At 62.3% G+C, this 14,745-nt stretch carries 15 protein-coding genes; 10 read left to right on the plus strand and 5 right to left on the minus strand.

The window, feature by feature from the left end; translation table 11 throughout:
* Positions 1 to 3: 3 nt before the first annotated feature.
* Entirely contained in the window at positions 4 to 1,242 is a 1,239-nt protein-coding gene (locus tag FLP30_RS00060; protein ID WP_149277786.1) for a zinc-ribbon domain-containing protein, read from the minus strand.
* Between the two features lie 518 nt (positions 1,243 to 1,760).
* Between FLP30_RS00060 and FLP30_RS00065 the strand changes: the two genes are divergently transcribed.
* From FLP30_RS00065 to FLP30_RS00075, 3 genes are read left to right on the plus strand one after another with little or no spacing between them, the layout of a single operon-like run.
* On the plus strand, positions 1,761 to 2,441 hold the full coding sequence (locus FLP30_RS00065; RefSeq protein ID WP_149277787.1) for a cell division ATP-binding protein FtsE: 681 nt from the start codon (positions 1,761 to 1,763) through the stop codon (positions 2,439 to 2,441).
* Entirely contained in the window at positions 2,441 to 3,394 is a 954-nt protein-coding gene (locus tag FLP30_RS00070; RefSeq protein ID WP_149277788.1) for a cell division protein FtsX, read from the plus strand. Before FLP30_RS00065 ends, FLP30_RS00070 begins: the two co-directional genes overlap by 1 nt.
* Positions 3,373 to 3,993 carry a YdcF family protein gene (locus FLP30_RS00075; RefSeq protein WP_149277789.1) on the plus strand — a complete coding sequence of 207 codons (621 nt, stop codon included), beginning with the start codon at positions 3,373 to 3,375 and terminating at the stop codon, positions 3,991 to 3,993. Before FLP30_RS00070 ends, FLP30_RS00075 begins: the two co-directional genes overlap by 22 nt.
* A 52-nt stretch (positions 3,994 to 4,045) precedes the next feature.
* On the opposite strand, the gene fghA is transcribed toward FLP30_RS00075, so the two are convergent.
* Positions 4,046 to 4,909: an S-formylglutathione hydrolase gene (gene fghA / locus FLP30_RS00080; RefSeq protein ID WP_149277790.1), complete on the minus strand. Its 864-nt coding sequence runs from the start codon at positions 4,907 to 4,909 to the stop codon at positions 4,046 to 4,048.
* Between the two features lie 142 nt (positions 4,910 to 5,051).
* On the opposite strand from fghA, the gene FLP30_RS00085 reads away from it, so the two are divergent.
* From FLP30_RS00085 to FLP30_RS00095, 3 genes are all read left to right on the plus strand, one after another.
* Entirely contained in the window at positions 5,052 to 5,930 is an 879-nt protein-coding gene (locus FLP30_RS00085; RefSeq protein WP_149277791.1) for a bestrophin family protein, read from the plus strand.
* A 69-nt stretch (positions 5,931 to 5,999) separates the two neighbouring features.
* Positions 6,000 to 6,590: a CarD family transcriptional regulator gene (locus FLP30_RS00090; RefSeq protein ID WP_149277792.1), complete on the plus strand. Its 591-nt coding sequence runs from the start codon at positions 6,000 to 6,002 to the stop codon at positions 6,588 to 6,590.
* Positions 6,591 to 6,713: 123 nt separating this feature from the next.
* A complete protein-coding gene (locus FLP30_RS00095; RefSeq protein WP_149277793.1) occupies positions 6,714 to 8,309 on the plus strand; it encodes a tetratricopeptide repeat protein in 1,596 nt (531 codons plus the stop codon).
* Positions 8,310 to 8,374: 65 nt separating this feature from the next.
* Here the strand turns inward: FLP30_RS00095 and FLP30_RS00100 are convergent, their stop codons facing one another.
* Entirely contained in the window at positions 8,375 to 9,760 is a 1,386-nt protein-coding gene (locus FLP30_RS00100; RefSeq protein ID WP_149280123.1) for a penicillin-binding protein activator, read from the minus strand.
* Between FLP30_RS00100 and rsmI the strand changes: the two genes are divergently transcribed.
* Positions 9,748 to 10,707 carry a 16S rRNA (cytidine(1402)-2'-O)-methyltransferase gene (gene rsmI / locus FLP30_RS00105; RefSeq protein WP_149277794.1) on the plus strand — a complete coding sequence of 320 codons (960 nt, stop codon included), beginning with the start codon at positions 9,748 to 9,750 and terminating at the stop codon, positions 10,705 to 10,707. The genes FLP30_RS00100 and rsmI overlap by 13 nt on opposite strands.
* A 9-nt stretch (positions 10,708 to 10,716) precedes the next feature.
* Here rsmI and FLP30_RS00110 read toward each other — a convergent pair whose 3' ends face one another.
* Together FLP30_RS00110 and FLP30_RS00115 are read right to left on the minus strand one after the other, a co-directional pair.
* A complete protein-coding gene (locus FLP30_RS00110) occupies positions 10,717 to 11,853 on the minus strand; it encodes a BaiN/RdsA family NAD(P)/FAD-dependent oxidoreductase (RefSeq protein WP_149280124.1) in 1,137 nt (378 codons plus the stop codon).
* A gap of 70 nt (positions 11,854 to 11,923) precedes the next feature.
* Complete coding sequence (locus tag FLP30_RS00115) at positions 11,924 to 12,592, minus strand: glutathione S-transferase family protein (RefSeq protein ID WP_149277795.1); 669 nt, start codon at positions 12,590 to 12,592, stop codon at positions 11,924 to 11,926.
* Positions 12,593 to 12,785: 193 nt separating this feature from the next.
* Between FLP30_RS00115 and minC the strand changes: the two genes are divergently transcribed.
* From minC to minE, 3 genes are all read left to right on the plus strand, one after another.
* Positions 12,786 to 13,475 (plus strand): septum site-determining protein MinC, encoded by a 690-nt coding sequence (minC, locus tag FLP30_RS00120; protein ID WP_149277796.1) that lies wholly within the window; start codon positions 12,786 to 12,788, stop codon positions 13,473 to 13,475.
* A gap of 129 nt (positions 13,476 to 13,604) precedes the next feature.
* Positions 13,605 to 14,420 (plus strand): septum site-determining protein MinD, encoded by an 816-nt coding sequence (minD, locus tag FLP30_RS00125; protein ID WP_149277797.1) that lies wholly within the window; start codon positions 13,605 to 13,607, stop codon positions 14,418 to 14,420.
* Complete coding sequence (minE, locus tag FLP30_RS00130; RefSeq protein WP_149277798.1) at positions 14,417 to 14,695, plus strand: cell division topological specificity factor MinE; 279 nt, start codon at positions 14,417 to 14,419, stop codon at positions 14,693 to 14,695. The genes minD and minE overlap by 4 nt, the downstream gene beginning before the upstream one ends.
* The last annotated feature ends 50 nt before the right edge of the window (positions 14,696 to 14,745 follow it).

A 14,745-nucleotide genomic window follows, 5' to 3' on the forward strand; every position in this document is an offset into this window, starting at 1 on the left:
CATTCAGCCCGGAATATGCAACCGCGCTGCGGCAGGCCAGGCATGGACAACAGCCGTCCAATGCCCCCAGACCAGATAAACCACGCCGAGACAAACGATAATGCTTGCACACCAGGCAACGCGCCAGAAGGCGGGGGCCAGCAGAATGGCGCGCAAGCCACCCCCTGAACTCCGATATACCGGCACCCCTGCCCCAATGGCCCGCTGAGCCTCCAGACTTGGCGCGTCAGCCCCCAGCGCAGCTATAGGAGCAGGTGGAATCCTGTAGGAAGGCGCCAGAGTTCTGCCGCCTGCCCCACCTGCCGACACGGCCACATCCGTACCCGACGCAACGGGCGGCGCAACAGCCAGAGCCGTCTCGGCCTGCACGGCCACGGCCTGACCTGTCGCAACCGGCACACCCTCTGCCACTGGCACGACAGCTGGTGCGCCGTGCTCGGCTGGCACAGCGGCCTCTTCGACAACAACCGGCACTGCCTCAGGCACATTTTCCGTATGCGTCTGATCGACCGGGGGCTGCTCTACACTATCCGGGACCGAAAGCTCTGCGGCCTGGGGGCTTTCGGGGGCCTCATCATGCGGCAACCCTTCGCTCTCGGCATGGGGCTGGGTGTCAGCGACATGACGTTCGGAAGATGGCCCTTCATCGGCCGCCACATGACTTTCTGGCAGTACCACATCGGCTTCAGCCTGAGGCTCTGCCGGCACCGTATCTGCTTCATGCGCAGCAGGCAGGGAAGCACCCTCATCGACATGGTCCTGCGGCGGCGGGATCGGCGCTGGTTCGGCGTCAGGGCTTTCCGTAGCGCCCTCAGGGGCCGCTGGCGGTGCTTCTGGTGGGGCCTGAACGTCTGCCTCAGCCACCTCTAGTGGAGGCTCGGAGGGTGGAGGGACTGGCTCTGAGGTATCTTCCACATGCGCAGGAGCTTCGGCCTGCGCTGCAACAGACTCCGCAACCAGCTGAGCTTCCGCCGGGACGTCCGCAGTCGATTCAGGGGGCTGGTCAGCGGCAATGGGGTCCACAACAGGCGCTGCGGCGACTGGCGCTTCTACCTCATGTTCATGCGCCGGGTGGTGGGCTGCCACATCCTCTGGCGCAGCCACTGCCGCCCCTGTGTCCTGCTCAGGCTGGGACAGGCGCCATGTCTGACCGCAGGCAGAGCATTTCAGGGTCTGGCGTCTGGCAAGAAGTTCTTCCGGCACCTGATACGCGGCAAAGCAGGAAGGGCAGACAATCTTCATGGGGACTCCCCTGACATGGCCTTCCCCCCACCTGGCAACCGCATCCACGCGGGGCAGGCCCAAAGGGTCAAGCAGAAGCGACAGACTGTGGAGACTGTTTCAAAAATCCACAACTCCCGGCTGGTGGCACAATTTGCACCTTCGACACAGCGTGACACACCATGCCAAGGGCCATGAAACCAGAGTTGATGATTTTTGAAACAGTCTCCTAGCCCCTACTAGCACAGGTACCCACTCCCTGCGCCAGAGGCAGCGCACATCTTCCCTGCGCCGCTACCTCTCCTACGCATCCAGAAGCAGCACGGTTGAGGGCTCTGGCCCGTTGCCACACCATGACTGGTTATGAAGCCACCACACAGCATAAGTGCCACCGCAGAGCCGTGCACAAACCCGCCTGAGTGAGTTTTGGAACACCCGCTTAAACAATCGACAGGCAAAGGGTCTGTCCGCTACACTGGCGTCATGCCCAGACAGTCTTATTCGCTTTTATTCATGGCACTACGACCGGACTGCGGACCATGATCCAGCTTGACAATGTTTCTTGGCGGCGGGGCAGAAAAGACAGCATTCCCACCTTGTCGCACCTGTCCTTCACGGTTCCCCAAGGGGGGTTCCGGTGGCTGCTGGGGCCGTCCGGAGCTGGCAAAAGCAGCCTGCTGGGGCTGATGCACCTTGAAAGCCTGCCCTCGGACGGGCGCATGCAGGTGCTGGGCCATGAAGTCACCTTACACACCCGACGCCCCGCCCTAGTGCGGCTGAGGCAGAGAATCGGCATGGTACATCAGGACTTCCGGCTTATGCCTGACCTGTCAGTTGCCGATAATGTCGCCCTGCCCCTGCGCCTCCAACACTATCCGGAAGAAACAATCCAGGCGGAAGTCAGCGCCATTTTACGCTGGGTCGGGCTTGGGGGTCATGCGGGCATTCCTGCATCCCACCTGTCGGGCGGGGAGCAGCAGCGCACAGCCATTGCGCGCGCGATTATCCACCGTCCGGGCCTGATTCTGGCCGATGAACCCACCAACGCCCTTGAGGAAAGTCAGGCCCACCGCCTGCTGGACATGTTTGCTGAGCTCAGCGCCCTGGGCACCACCGTCATTATGGCCACCCACAACGAATCCCTTGTACGGCGGCTGGAACGTCCGGCACTGTATCTGGAGCGCGGTCAGATGGCCCAGACCGCCGAGTGGGTGGCGTAATGGCCCTGTTCAGAAGGCGCAGGGACGGGCTTTCCCTCTCCGAAGCACTGCCAGACCGCAGCCTGTTTGCTCTGGTGGCCATGATGGGCTTTCTGGCAGCCATGACCCTTGCCGGAGCCAGCGGCGCACAGGGGCTGTCCCACCGCTGGGCGGCGGGAGCTGCCGGGCTGGTTACCGTACAAGTGCCCGACCCTGATCTGCCCGCCCATGGAGGGGATGACACCCAGCCCCCCAAGCGGATTGACGCCGTGCTGGATGCCCTCGCCAGCCTGCCACAAGGCACCCGCACCCACCGGCTGGAGCAGGATGAGATCAACCAGTTGCTGGCCCCATGGCTTGGCAAGGCCGACCACTCGGCCCTGCCCCTGCCTGCGGTCATCCGCATCAACCTGCCGCCTGACACCAGCCTGCCCGCAACGCTGGAGCAGACACTGGGGCAACTGACCCCCGGCGTCATGATTGAACAGAATGCGCTGTGGAGCCAACGCCTGCACGATCTGGCGACCAGCCTGCTGGCCTGCTCCTGGCTGGCACTGCTGACCGTTGGCGGCATTGGCGTTGTTATTACCGCGCTGGCGACGCGCAGCGGCCTGACCTCCCGCTGGGAGATCATCCAGACCCTGCACGGGCTGGGTGCCTCGGACGGCTATATTGCCGGACGATTTGCCCGGCGCACGGCCTCACTTGGTCTGGGTGGCGGCATAACAGGCACAGTGCTGGCCTGCCTGCCGCTGTTTGTGCTGGTCCGCTTGATCCTACCCTTCAGCCAGCCCGCCCTGCCGACAGCCCCTCCACTCCACGACCCGTTGCACAGTGCGGAGCTTCAGACCCTGCTGGATAGCCTGCCACAGGGGCTGGTCGCGGGCTTGGCGCTGCTGCCCATTGCCTCGGCCGCAATCTGCTGGCTGACAACCCAGATCATGGTTCGGCTATGGCTGCGAAACCTGCCATAGCGCCTAACCGCTGGCGCAGACTGGCGCGCAAGGCTGCGCGCCTGGTGCTGGCCCTGACGGCCACCAGCACAATAGCGCTGGCTGGCGGATTTGGCTGGTTTGTTTACGATGCCCGACGCTCCCCCCCCGATACCCTCCCCCATGCGGACGGCATTGTCGCGCTGACAGGTGGGACAGGCAGGATTGAGGCCTCACTCCGTCTGCTGGCCCATGATCAGGGCCAGCAATTGCTGATTTCGGGCGTGGCGTCACAAACACCGCTGAGCGCGCTTTTGCCCCATTCCGCCCCACCCGGGCTTGCCGCCCGTGTGACACCTGGTTACCGGGCACATTCAACCATAGAAAACGCGGCAGAGACCGCAGCGTGGGTCAATGCTACCCACATCCATAGCCTGATTGTTGTGACCGCAGGCTACCACATGCGGCGGGCGGTGCTGGAACTGGGCCGCACCCTGCCCGATGTCACACTGTACCCCTACCCGGTTATTCCCCCCGCCTTGCAGCATCCCTTTCGCCCCGCGACCATCAAGCTGCTGGGTATGGAATATCTGAAATGGCTGGGTGCGTTAGCCGGTCTGGCCCATAGACCACAGGCCTGACTGCCTGCCGGAGGGGCAATTACCCCTCCGGCAGACGGAGCACCATCAAGTCTCAGCCCTGCCCCAGTACCTGGGCATGGTGGCGCAGATGTTCAGCCGCAAAGCTCTGCACAAACCAGTAGGAATGATCGTACCCGGCATGCCGCCTGAGGGTCAGCTTCTGCCCTGCTGCTGCGGCTGCTTTTTCCAGATGCCAGGGCTGGAGTTCACGCTCCAGAAACTGATCGGCATCGCCCTGATCCACCAGAATTGTGGAGGGGTGAGTATGCCCGGCCTCCAGCAGACAGACGGCATCATACTGCTGCCAGGCCTCGCGCTCCGTGCCCAGATAGGCCGTCAAAGCCTTCTCACCCCACGGCACGGCCGCAGGATGCACGATCGGCGCGAAAGCGGAGACTGATTTCCAGAAGGCAGGCGCACGCAAGGCATGTACCAGCGCCCCATGCCCCCCCATGGAATGGCCTGTAATGCCCCGCCGCGTGCCATCAAGCGGACATATGGCCTCCACCAGCGCGGGCAGTTCCTGCGTTATATACGTGCCCATACGGTAATGGTCTGACCAGGGAGCCTGCGTGGCATCGAGATAGAACCCGGCACCTGTGCCCATGTCCCAGTCCTTGTCCTCGCCTTCAACACCCGCACCGCGGGGCGAGGTATCAGGCGTGACAATAGCCAGCCCCAGACGGGCGGCTTCGGCCAGCGCTGCTGATTTGATCAGGAAGGTTTCCTCCGTGCAGGTCAAACCTGCCAGAGCGTAAACCACGGGCACTTTCTGCCCGGCCACGGCCGCAGGTGGCAAAAACACGCCAAACCGCGCCCGCAGCCCCAGCACCCTGGAGGTATGTTCATAAAACCTTACCACACCCCCATGGCATGGATGCTCTTCCCGCACCTGCAACTCTGCCGTATCATTCATTGTCGTTATCCTTCCTGACCTTAAGCCCTCGCACCTGCCGGAAAAACCAAAGTTTTCCTTAACATACAGGAAACCTCTTGCTGTTCTGCCATGTTGAAAGGGGCTCGGGCAATACAGGTCCAAGCAGACAGGAGAAACATGAATGATCGTTGAACCGCGTGTTGGCGTACGCACCATCGCGCACGAAATCCGCTTTGCCCTGCTGTTGATGGCCGCATGGGATCTGATTGTCGTGATCCTGTTCCAGATCTTTCATCAGGAGTGGATGGAACAGCCCAGCCTGCCGGTTTCCCTGATCGGTTCCGCCCTGGCCCTTTTCATGGGCTTTCGCAACAACAGCGCCTACGCCCGCTGGTGGGAGGCCCGCACACTATGGGGGGCCATTACCAACAACTGCCGGTCCTTTGGCCGTCAGGCAGGCACCCTGCTGGGTGACCGCCATGACCTGATGTATGCCATCGCCGCCTATCCGCATGCCCTGCGCATGGCGCTGGGGACCGACCTTGACTGCTCGGACGATATCAAGCGGCTTCTGCCCGCCCACATGCAGGAAGCCATTGCGCGCTATCGCAACAAACCCAATGCCATTCTGTACCAGATCGGGCTTGGCGTTGCCGAGGAAGTGCGGAAAAAGAACATTGATGGCGCAGTACACGGGCAGATCGACCGTATTCTGTCCGACATCGCCAACGCTCAGGGCGGGCTTGAACGCATCCGCAACACGCCGCTGCCGGTACAGTTTTCCGCACTGCCGCGCATCTTGGTGAATGTGTTCTGCCTGGTGCTACCGCTGTCCATGGTGCAGACGCTGGAGTGGATTACCCCGCTGGGGTCATCGCTCGTCGGCATGCTGTTTCTGGCGCTGGATAAAAGCGCAAGCGACCTGCAAACCCCGTTTGCAAGCACTCCGCACTCCCTGCCCATGGCCACCATGGCGCGCACGATTGAAATTGATGTGCTGCAACCCACAGGCGATGAAACCGCACCACCGCTGGAAGCCAAAGGGGGCATACAGAAATAGGTTGAGGCATAGCCCGCCGTTTTTCTTTATACAAGACAAACTGGCGTTTTTATGGTATCGGGTTGCTTTATGAACACGTTCAGAACACCTCCGAAAGGTGGCGTTACAGACGCCATGGCCCGCACCGCCGCAGCCACCACCGCCGCGCAGGCGAACACGAAAGTCAAGGACGAAGATCCATTCCAGGAAGGCGATGCCATCGTCTATGCCGCCCATGGTGTTGGCCGCGTAGACCGGATCGGGGTTGATGAAATTGCCGGGACCAAGCTGGAAGTCATCCAGATTTCCTTCCCCGGCAACCAGATGACACTCCGCATCCCGCTGACAAAAGCCCGCAAGGCTGGCCTGCGCAAAATTGTCTCGCGCGAGATCGTGGACAAGGCCATGGCCATCATCAAGGGCAAGCCGCATGTCAGCAAGGGCATGTGGGCCCGCAGGGCTGTCGCCTATCAGGAAAAAATCAACTCCGGCGACCTGGTCCAGATTGCCGAAGTGCTGCGCGACCTGCGCCGCAATGTTGACAGCCTTGATGGCAGCTTTAGCGAACGCAAACTCTTTGAAGCCGCGCAGGAACGGTTTGTTGCCGAAGTTGCCGTGCTTGAGAAAAAGGAACCCAATGAGGTTCTGGAATCTCTCACCGCTGTCATGAAAGCCGCCTGACCTCAGGCGTTTCTTTTCCAACAGCCCCAACCCGGCGCGACCAGTGGTCCGCCGGGTTTTTTTACACTCTGGCAGGTGGGCTTGAGGCCGTGCCGTGCCTGACCAGCCCATAATGGCACCTCCATGTCCCTTCAGGCTCCACCCTCCTCCACCCTTGCAACCCTGCGCCACGCCCTGACAGAATTACAGGCAGGCCGCTTCTGGCAGATGTTGCCGGTATTTGAGAGTGGCCAGACTGGTGACAGCACACAGGCCCGCATCCTGCATGCCTTCTGCCTTGCCGGGACAGGCCAGCCTGATGCCGCAGCCACGATGCTGTGCCAGATTGCCCAGCACCACCCCACCGACCAGCACCCCTTGCAAGACCTGGTGGACCTGATGGCAGCACAGGACCGCCGGGCAGAAGCCCAGCGCGTTGGCCAGGCTGCGTTACAATACGCCCCGCAGGACATCCGCCTTTACGAGATACAGGCCAGCCTGCTGGTACAGCTCGGCCAGATGGCCGACGCCATTACCCTGCTCCAGCATGCCCTTACCCTGCGCCCCGGCAATGTGCAGGCCCATAACCTGCTTGCCATGGCGTTGGTGGAGCAAGGCGCCATGGACGATGCACTGGCAACCCTGCATGCCGCACTGACCATACAGCCCGACCATGCAGGCACACTGTCAAACATCGGCACCATTCTGACAGGAATGGGCAGGCTTGAAGAGGCTTTGGAGCATTTCCGCCGCGCCATCAGCCAGCGTCCTGACGAGGCCCGGATCCGCCTGAACCACTCCATCTCCCTCCTCAAGGCCGGGCGTTACCATCAGGGCTGGACCGAGCATGAATGGCGCCTGCACCTACCCGGCCACACCCACCTGCCCCCCGAGCGCCTGCTGCCATCTCTGGGGCCTGACACCAGCCTGCACGGCCGTCGTGTTCTTGTCACACAGGAGGAAGGGCTGGGGGATACGCTGATGTACCTGCGCTATGTTCCGCTGCTGGCAGAGCGCGGGGCTGAGGTGCATGTGCAGGTGCCCGCCACTCTGGCTGCACTCTGCCGCCGTATGCCGGGTGTGCAGGCCGTCCATGACCTTGCTGTAACCCCCGCTTACGACTGGCACTGCCCCTTTATCAGCCTGCCCCGTGTGTTTGCGGCAACCAGCACACCATGGGGCAAGCCATGCCCTTATCTGCAGGCCGATCCGGAAAAGATAAAAGCTCTGGCCCCTCTCCTGCCCGATAATGGCAGGATGAATGTCGGCCTTGTCTGGGGCGGGGCGCAGCGGCCCACACTGGTGGCCCCCAATATTATTGACCGTCGGCGCTCCATGTCCCTGACCACGCTGGCACCACTGGCCACCATACGTGGGGTAAACCTGATAAGCCTGCAAAAAGGTCCCTACGCTGAACAGATGATGGACCCACCGCAGGACATGGTCCTGTACGACCCCACGGATGACCTGCGCAGCATGGATGATACGGCAGCCCTGATCATGTCGCTGGATGTTGTGGTCTCGGTTGATACATCCGTTGCCCATCTGGCCGGGGCATTGGGCAAACCTGTGCTGCTAATGGACCGTTACGACAACTGCTGGCGCTGGTTACATGGCCGCACGGACACGCCATGGTACCCAACGCTGAGCATTGCCCGGCAGGCAACACCCCGCCAGTGGGACACTGTGGTGGATCAGGTGGTCCGCAGCCTGACCAGCATGGCAGCTAACCGCAGTTAAGCTGCACCGGCCCAGCCATCGCCTACACTGGCTACCTGCTTGCAAGCAGGTAGCCAGCAGCATAATCAGCCAGAAACCGGGGCCAAGGCCAGAATGCGCGCAGGCACACCAGCCCCCTGCACCTCAAAAATAGCCAGAGCACGCCGCACCCGGCCATCAGGCAGCAGGTAGAAGCGGCCATCAACACCCGGGAAACCGCTATGCCGGGTCAACACATCCCGCTGAAAGCCGGTATCGGTGCCCTGAGCCGCGGCACGGGCCACGCTGGCGGCATCATACGACAAATCGGCCAATGGCTTGGGCGCGTGCTGGTTACGCGCCACAAAACGAGACACAAAGGTCTGGCGGAAGGCCGGATCGGGCGCGGCATACCATGCCCCACGGATATTCCCCAGCTTGGAGGAGAAGGGTGCCCACAGGCCCGGCCCCATAATCCGCACAGCGGGTGCTGCAACCTGAGTATCGGCCAGAGCCGTCATGATTGTCTTGAGGTTCAGCCCCGTATCACCCAGCAGCAGGGCGTCAAAAGGCGGCTTACCCAAAGCTGCGGATTGGGCTGGGGCCTGTGCCGTAGCGCCAGCCGTACTGGCTGGCTGCGGGCTGGCGCCAGAACCGCCAAGGGCTGCGGCAAGGTCGGACGGAAGTTCCTCAGCTTTGGCTGCCCCACCCTCCCCGGCAATGGAGGTTGCCTGCCGTGCTGCGGCAGCGCGGGATTCGTAGGCTGACAACTGGCGCAGGCTCTCAGCAATGCTTGTTGCCGTGCCTGTGTGATAGATAATATCGGGTGCTGGCAGCCCCTGATCGTGGCAGGCGGCCTGCAGGCCGCCCCCCATGGCACGCCCCAGAGGATTATCAGGCAGCAGGGCGGCAAAATGCTGCCGTCCCTCGCGCCGGGCCTGCTCAACCAGCGCCTGCACCTGATCTTCTGGGGTGATGCCCATGACCCACACGCCCGAGCGGGCCTGCCCGACATCGCTGGTAAATGCCAGCATGGGCACACCGGCAGCAACAGCCGTGGGGGCTGCGGCCGAGGTTTCACCACTTGTCAGCGGCCCCAGTAGAATACCATCGCCTGCCTGCACGGCGGCATTGGCCGCAGCCCCGGCGCCTGCCGCTGTATCATGCACATCCACGACCAGATGCGCCTGATCCGTGGGGCTTGCTGCGGTCTGGGTCAGCGCCAGTTGCGCGCCTGCCAGCAGTTCGCGCCCAAGGGCTGCATTCGGGCCGCTGAGCGGCAGCAGAACACCCACTTTATGGGCGGCTACAGGCTTGGCCTCGGTCGCGGTAGAGCGGCTCGGGCCGCTCGCATCGTCCGCACAACCGGCAAGAAATACCCCACCCAGCACCAACGCACCCACGCCGACCTGCCGCACAGGCTTGCGTAATGTGGCATTTACCGCCAGAGCTTGCCGGGAAAGCCCTGACAGGAGCGAGTATGCACGCGTCATCATCCAGATCCTCCACCGCAGACGACCGGCCTGATGAACACAGTGACCAGACCATTCCTTTCAATAGCGAAGGAGTTGCAACAAGTCATGCCCCTTCTTCCGCAGGGCTTACTCTTGTTGCAACGCCTATTGGCAATCTGGGTGATTTCAGCCCCCGTGGGGCAGAGGCTCTGGCGCAGGCCGACCTTGTGCTGTGCGAAGATACCCGCACCACAGCCCGCCTGCTGACTGATCGCGGCATTTCCGCCCGGACGGAAGCCCTACACGAACATAATGAGCGCCAACGCCTGCCCGGCCTGATCGCACGCCTGCAAGCCGGAGAGCGCGTTGCTCTGGTTTCCGACGCGGGCATGCCCCTGCTGTCAGACCCCGGCTTCCGCCTTGTACGTGCAGCTATTGAGGCCGGAGTGCCCGTAACCGCCGTGCCAGGCCCCAATGCGGCGCTAACCGCCCTTGTGCTGTCGGGCCTGCCGCCGCACCCATTTCTGTTTGTTGGCTTTCCACCCCCACGCTCCAGCGCGCGCAAGGACAGCTTCGCCCGCCTGCATGCCGCCGAACAGGTAGGGCTTGCCGCCACCCTGATCTGGCATGAAGCCCCGCACAGGCTGGCCGAGGCGCTGGAGGATATGGCCACCATTTTTGGCGCAGACCGCCCTGCTGTAGTCGCTCGTGAACTGACAAAACGGTTTGAGGAAATTCGCCGTGGCACAGCAGGCGAGCTTGCCGCTTTTTATGCCGACAACCCGCCACGTGGGGAAATTACACTGCTTTTAGGACCAGCGCCGGAAGAGCAGACCACACAGCAGACGCTGGACACAACGCTGCAATCCCTGCTGCAAACCCATTCCATCAAGGACGCCGCAGCCTTGGCGGCAGCTGCAACCGGCCTGCCCAAACGCACAGTCTATGCCCGCGCGCTGGAACTGACACGCCAGCAGGAGGGCTGACGCCCTATCTTACGCCGCGCCTGCGTGCTCGCCAGCGGCTACACCGCTGGCCCAGGCCCAATGGAAATTATAGCCGCCAAGCCAGCCAGTCACATCCACAGCCTCCCCCACGATATACAGGCCGGGGACATCCCGCGCCTCCATCGTGCGGGATGACAGGGCGCGGGTATCGACCCCGCCGCGCGTGACTTCGGCCTTGGCAAAACCTTCCGTACCTGTTGGCAGCAGTTCCAGCCCGTTGACCCGCGCACCCATGCGCTGAATGTCCTTTTGGCTCCACTCCGCCATGGGCCGCCCCTGCACGCCATGCACAGCCAAGGCCTGCGCCAGTCTCTGCGGCAGCCAGCGGGACAATGCCCCGGCACCACCTGCCTTGGACCCGGCTTTTTTCAGGGCTTCCAGCAAAGCCGCCACATTCTGCCCCGGCAGAAAGTCCAGCCGGACGGACTCCCCCGCATGCCAGTAGCTGGACAGTTGCAGCAGGGCCGGACCGGACAAACCACGGTGCGTAAACAGGGCGGCCTCATCAAACCCCGCCTTGCCACAACTTGCCCGCACAGGCAGCGACACCCCGGCCAGTTCCTTGATCCACGCATCATCCTCCTGCCCGAAGACAAGCGGGACAAGAGCGGGTTCTGGCTGAATGACAGGCAGACCGAAATGGCGGGCCACATCGTAGCTGAAGCCTGATGCACCAAGCTTGGGAATGGACAGGCCACCCGTTGCCAGCACCAGCGCGCGCGCCTGAAACCGGCCGACCGAAGTCGCAAGCTGGAAATGGTCGCTACGCCTGACGTCACTCACCCGGACATCGGTCAGGATACGCACACCAGCGGCGTGGCATTCCGCCAGCAGCATTCGCACGATATCACGGGCTGAATGGTCGCAAAAAAGCTGGCCCAGTGTTTTTTCATGCCAGGCAATGCGATGCTTGGCCACAAGCGCCAGAAAATGCTCCGGCCGATAACGGCTGATGGCTGATTTCACAAAATGCCGGTTGGCGGACAGAAAACACTCTGCCCGCATATCGGTATTAGTGAAGTTACAGCGCCCTCCGCCGGAAATCAGGATCTTGCGCCCTACCTCCGGTCCATGCTCCAGCACGCACACCGTGCGCCCGCGCTGGCCTGCGGTCAGGGCAGCCATAAGACCTGCCGCCCCACCGCCGACCACCACAACATCAAACACTTTCTGGCGCGGCCCGCTGGCCAGGAGGTCAGAAATCAAGGTTGGTATAATAGTCAGGCGGCGTAATGCCGGAGATACGGTCCGCCAGAAGCGGGCGGAAGCACGGCCGGGACTTCATACGGGCGTACCAGTCACGCACGGCTGGCACCTTGCCCCAGTCAATATCGCCAATAAAATCGAGGCTGGACAGATGGGCCGCAGCCGTAAAGTCAGCCAGCGACAGAAAGGAGCCACCAAGCCAGTTGCGGGCTTCGGCCAGATCGTTGACATAACGCATCAGCGGTCGCATGGCGGCATAGGCGTCACGCAGGGCACCGCCATCGGGGTTGCCGCGGCCGCTCAGGCGCTTCATCACCCGTTCATCAATAAAGCGGCCCGACACTTCGCGCGCGAAGAGTGTGTCAAACCATGAGACAACGCGGCGCACCTCCACCCGTTCGGCCAGCGTACGGCCCAGCAGGGGCGTATCGGAATACGCTTCCTCCAGATATTCGCTGATCACGTAGGCAGAGGGCACGATCAGGCCGTTGTCCTCCACCAGCACAGGGACATTCCCGGCCGGGTTCAGGGCCAGAAACTCTGGCCGCTGCTCCCAGGCGCGTTCAACAATGGCCTCAAACGGCAGGCGCTTTTCACCCAGAACGAGGCGAATGGTGCGGCTGCCCGGACAGAGCGGAAAATGGAAAAGGGTACGCATGCCATGTGATTTATGCCATTGCCGCCCGCCACGCCAGTGGAAAACGGGGGCATGAGCATTCAATTTTCCACGTGGCCCCCTTGCCTTCGGCCCACCGATGCGTAACAGACACAGCAGACGCCCCATCGCGCGGCGTTGAGGGCGCATGGCACCCTGTTCCTATCGTGTTCTGACAAAAGAGAGCGGCTGTCCCTTGTCCAGCACACCCCCCCTTCCCCGTATCCGCATGTCGGGGCGCTCTTTCCTGGCGCTGACCCTTACCCCCGAAGCACCGCTGGCAGACTGGCTTGCAGCCTTTGACCAGCAGGTCGCCCGCTCTGTCGGCTTTTTTACCGGCAAGCCGGTTGTGCTTGACCTGAGCCTGATGCAACCCGACACCCCTGACTTGGCGGAACTGCTACCCGCTTTGCAGGCCCGCAATCTGCGCGTTCTGGGCATGGAAGGTGGAGACCGCACCTGGCCCGCCTTTGCCGGGTGGGACTGGGTGGACAGCCCTGTGGGCGGCCGGGCATCCGGCCCCATCAACGCCCCTGATGACCCGCCACCACCGGCCCCGGCCACCCTGTTTGTGGAAGAGACCGTGCGCTCTGGCCAACATATTATCTGGCCGGAAGGTGATGTAGTCATCTTCGGGTCAGTCTCCTCCGGGGCGGAGGTTACGGCGGGTGGGTCGGTGCATATTCATGGTGCGCTGCGTGGCCGGGCCATTGCCGGTATTGGCGGACATGCCAGTTCCCGCATCCTCACGCGCCTGCTGGATGCCGAACTGGTGGCGATTGACGGCTTTTACGCCACAGCGGACGAAATGGACCCTGCCTGCCTGGGCAAGGCCGCTCAGGTGCTGCTGGCGGGCGAGACACTGACCTTCCGCCCCCTGCCGTAAGGCCGGGCAATGGTAAACAATTAGTACATCGCCTACATTTCGCAGTGGCATTTTAACATTCAGCGAGTAATGTCAGGCAACAACGCCCGGCTGGACAACGTCTGGGATACGGAAAGAAAAGGAAGACTGATGGCAAAGGTTCTGGTCGTCACGTCAGGTAAAGGTGGCGTTGGCAAAACCACGACGACGGCCGCTCTGGGTGCTGCTCTGGCCAAAACGGGGCAGAGCGTGGTGCTTGTTGATTTTGACGTTGGGCTGCGTAATCTGGACCTGATCATGGGGGCCGAACGCCGCGTGGTGTTTGACCTGATCAACGTCATCCACGGCGATGCCAACCTCTCGCAAGCCCTGATCAAGGACAAGCGCGTTGACAGTCTGGCCCTTCTGCCTGCCTCCCAGACCCGCGACAAGGACGCCCTGACCGAGGAAGGCGTAGCCCGCGTGATTGCCGAACTGCGCGAGAAGTTTGACTGGGTGCTGTGTGACAGCCCGGCCGGGATCGAACGTGGCGCGCAGATGGCCATGCACCACGCCGACATGGCCGTGATCGTGACCAACCCCGAAGTCTCCTCCGTACGTGACAGCGACCGTATTATCGGCATGCTGGACAGCACCACGCAGAAGGCCAAGAACGGCGAGAAGATGGAGAAATTTCTCCTCATCACCCGTTATGACCCCCAGCGCGCCGCCCGGGGCGACATGCTGGGCACGGACGATGTACTGGAAATTCTGTCCATTCCCCTGCTTGGCATCGTGCCCGAAAGCCCCGATGTGCTGAAGGCCTCCAACGTCGGGGCGCCTGTCACCATTGCCGAGCCCGAAAGCCCCGCCGCCCGCGCCTACGCGGAAGCCGCCCGCAGGCTTATGGGTGAGGATATCAAAATTACCATCCCGGTCGAACGCAAAGGCCTGCTCGACTGGCTTTTCAAACGGAGAGCGCCATGACCTTTCTCTCCAGCCTGTTCAAAAAACGGTCGTCAGCCCCTATCGCACGCGACAGGTTGCAGATTCTACTTGCCCATGAACGCATGTCTGCTGGTGATGACGGGCAGGATGACCTGCTGACCAAGCTGCACCGTGAAATTCTGGAAGTGATCAAACGCCATATTTCGGTCGATCAGGACAAGGTCCAGATCAAGCTCGACCGTGGGGCACAGTGTTCGGTGCTGGAAATTGATGTCGAAGTCCCTGGCCTGACAGACAAACCCCGTCAGGGCTGAGCATATCCGACGGTTCCTGGCGGCAGGCTGCGGTTACGCATGCCTGCCGC

It is taken from the genome of Acetobacter vaccinii, from assembly GCF_008365315.1.
GTDB classification, from domain to species: Bacteria; Pseudomonadota; Alphaproteobacteria; order Acetobacterales; family Acetobacteraceae; genus Acetobacter; species Acetobacter vaccinii.

What these genes read in the sequence shown, in the direction of transcription:
- FLP30_RS00060 (WP_149277786.1), bottom strand. Translation starts at nt 1,242, where the DNA reads ATGAAGATTGTCTGCCCTTCCTGCTTTGCCGCGTATCAGGTGCCGGAA.
- FLP30_RS00065 (WP_149277787.1), top strand. Translation starts at nt 1,761, where the DNA reads ATGATCCAGCTTGACAATGTTTCTTGGCGGCGGGGCAGAAAAGACAGC.
- FLP30_RS00070 (WP_149277788.1), top strand. Translation starts at nt 2,441, where the DNA reads ATGGCCCTGTTCAGAAGGCGCAGGGACGGGCTTTCCCTCTCCGAAGCA.
- FLP30_RS00075 (WP_149277789.1), top strand. Translation starts at nt 3,373, where the DNA reads ATGGCTGCGAAACCTGCCATAGCGCCTAACCGCTGGCGCAGACTGGCG.
- fghA (WP_149277790.1), bottom strand. Translation starts at nt 4,909, where the DNA reads ATGAATGATACGGCAGAGTTGCAGGTGCGGGAAGAGCATCCATGCCAT.
- FLP30_RS00085 (WP_149277791.1), top strand. Translation starts at nt 5,052, where the DNA reads ATGATCGTTGAACCGCGTGTTGGCGTACGCACCATCGCGCACGAAATC.
- FLP30_RS00090 (WP_149277792.1), top strand. Translation starts at nt 6,000, where the DNA reads ATGAACACGTTCAGAACACCTCCGAAAGGTGGCGTTACAGACGCCATG.
- FLP30_RS00095 (WP_149277793.1), top strand. Translation starts at nt 6,714, where the DNA reads ATGTCCCTTCAGGCTCCACCCTCCTCCACCCTTGCAACCCTGCGCCAC.
- rsmI (WP_149277794.1), top strand. Translation starts at nt 9,748, where the DNA reads ATGCACGCGTCATCATCCAGATCCTCCACCGCAGACGACCGGCCTGAT.
- FLP30_RS00100 (WP_149280123.1), bottom strand. Translation starts at nt 9,760, where the DNA reads ATGACGCGTGCATACTCGCTCCTGTCAGGGCTTTCCCGGCAAGCTCTG.
- FLP30_RS00110 (WP_149280124.1), bottom strand. Translation starts at nt 11,853, where the DNA reads ATGGCTGCCCTGACCGCAGGCCAGCGCGGGCGCACGGTGTGCGTGCTG.
- FLP30_RS00115 (WP_149277795.1), bottom strand. Translation starts at nt 12,592, where the DNA reads ATGCGTACCCTTTTCCATTTTCCGCTCTGTCCGGGCAGCCGCACCATT.
- minD (WP_149277797.1), top strand. Translation starts at nt 13,605, where the DNA reads ATGGCAAAGGTTCTGGTCGTCACGTCAGGTAAAGGTGGCGTTGGCAAA.
- minE (WP_149277798.1), top strand. Translation starts at nt 14,417, where the DNA reads ATGACCTTTCTCTCCAGCCTGTTCAAAAAACGGTCGTCAGCCCCTATC.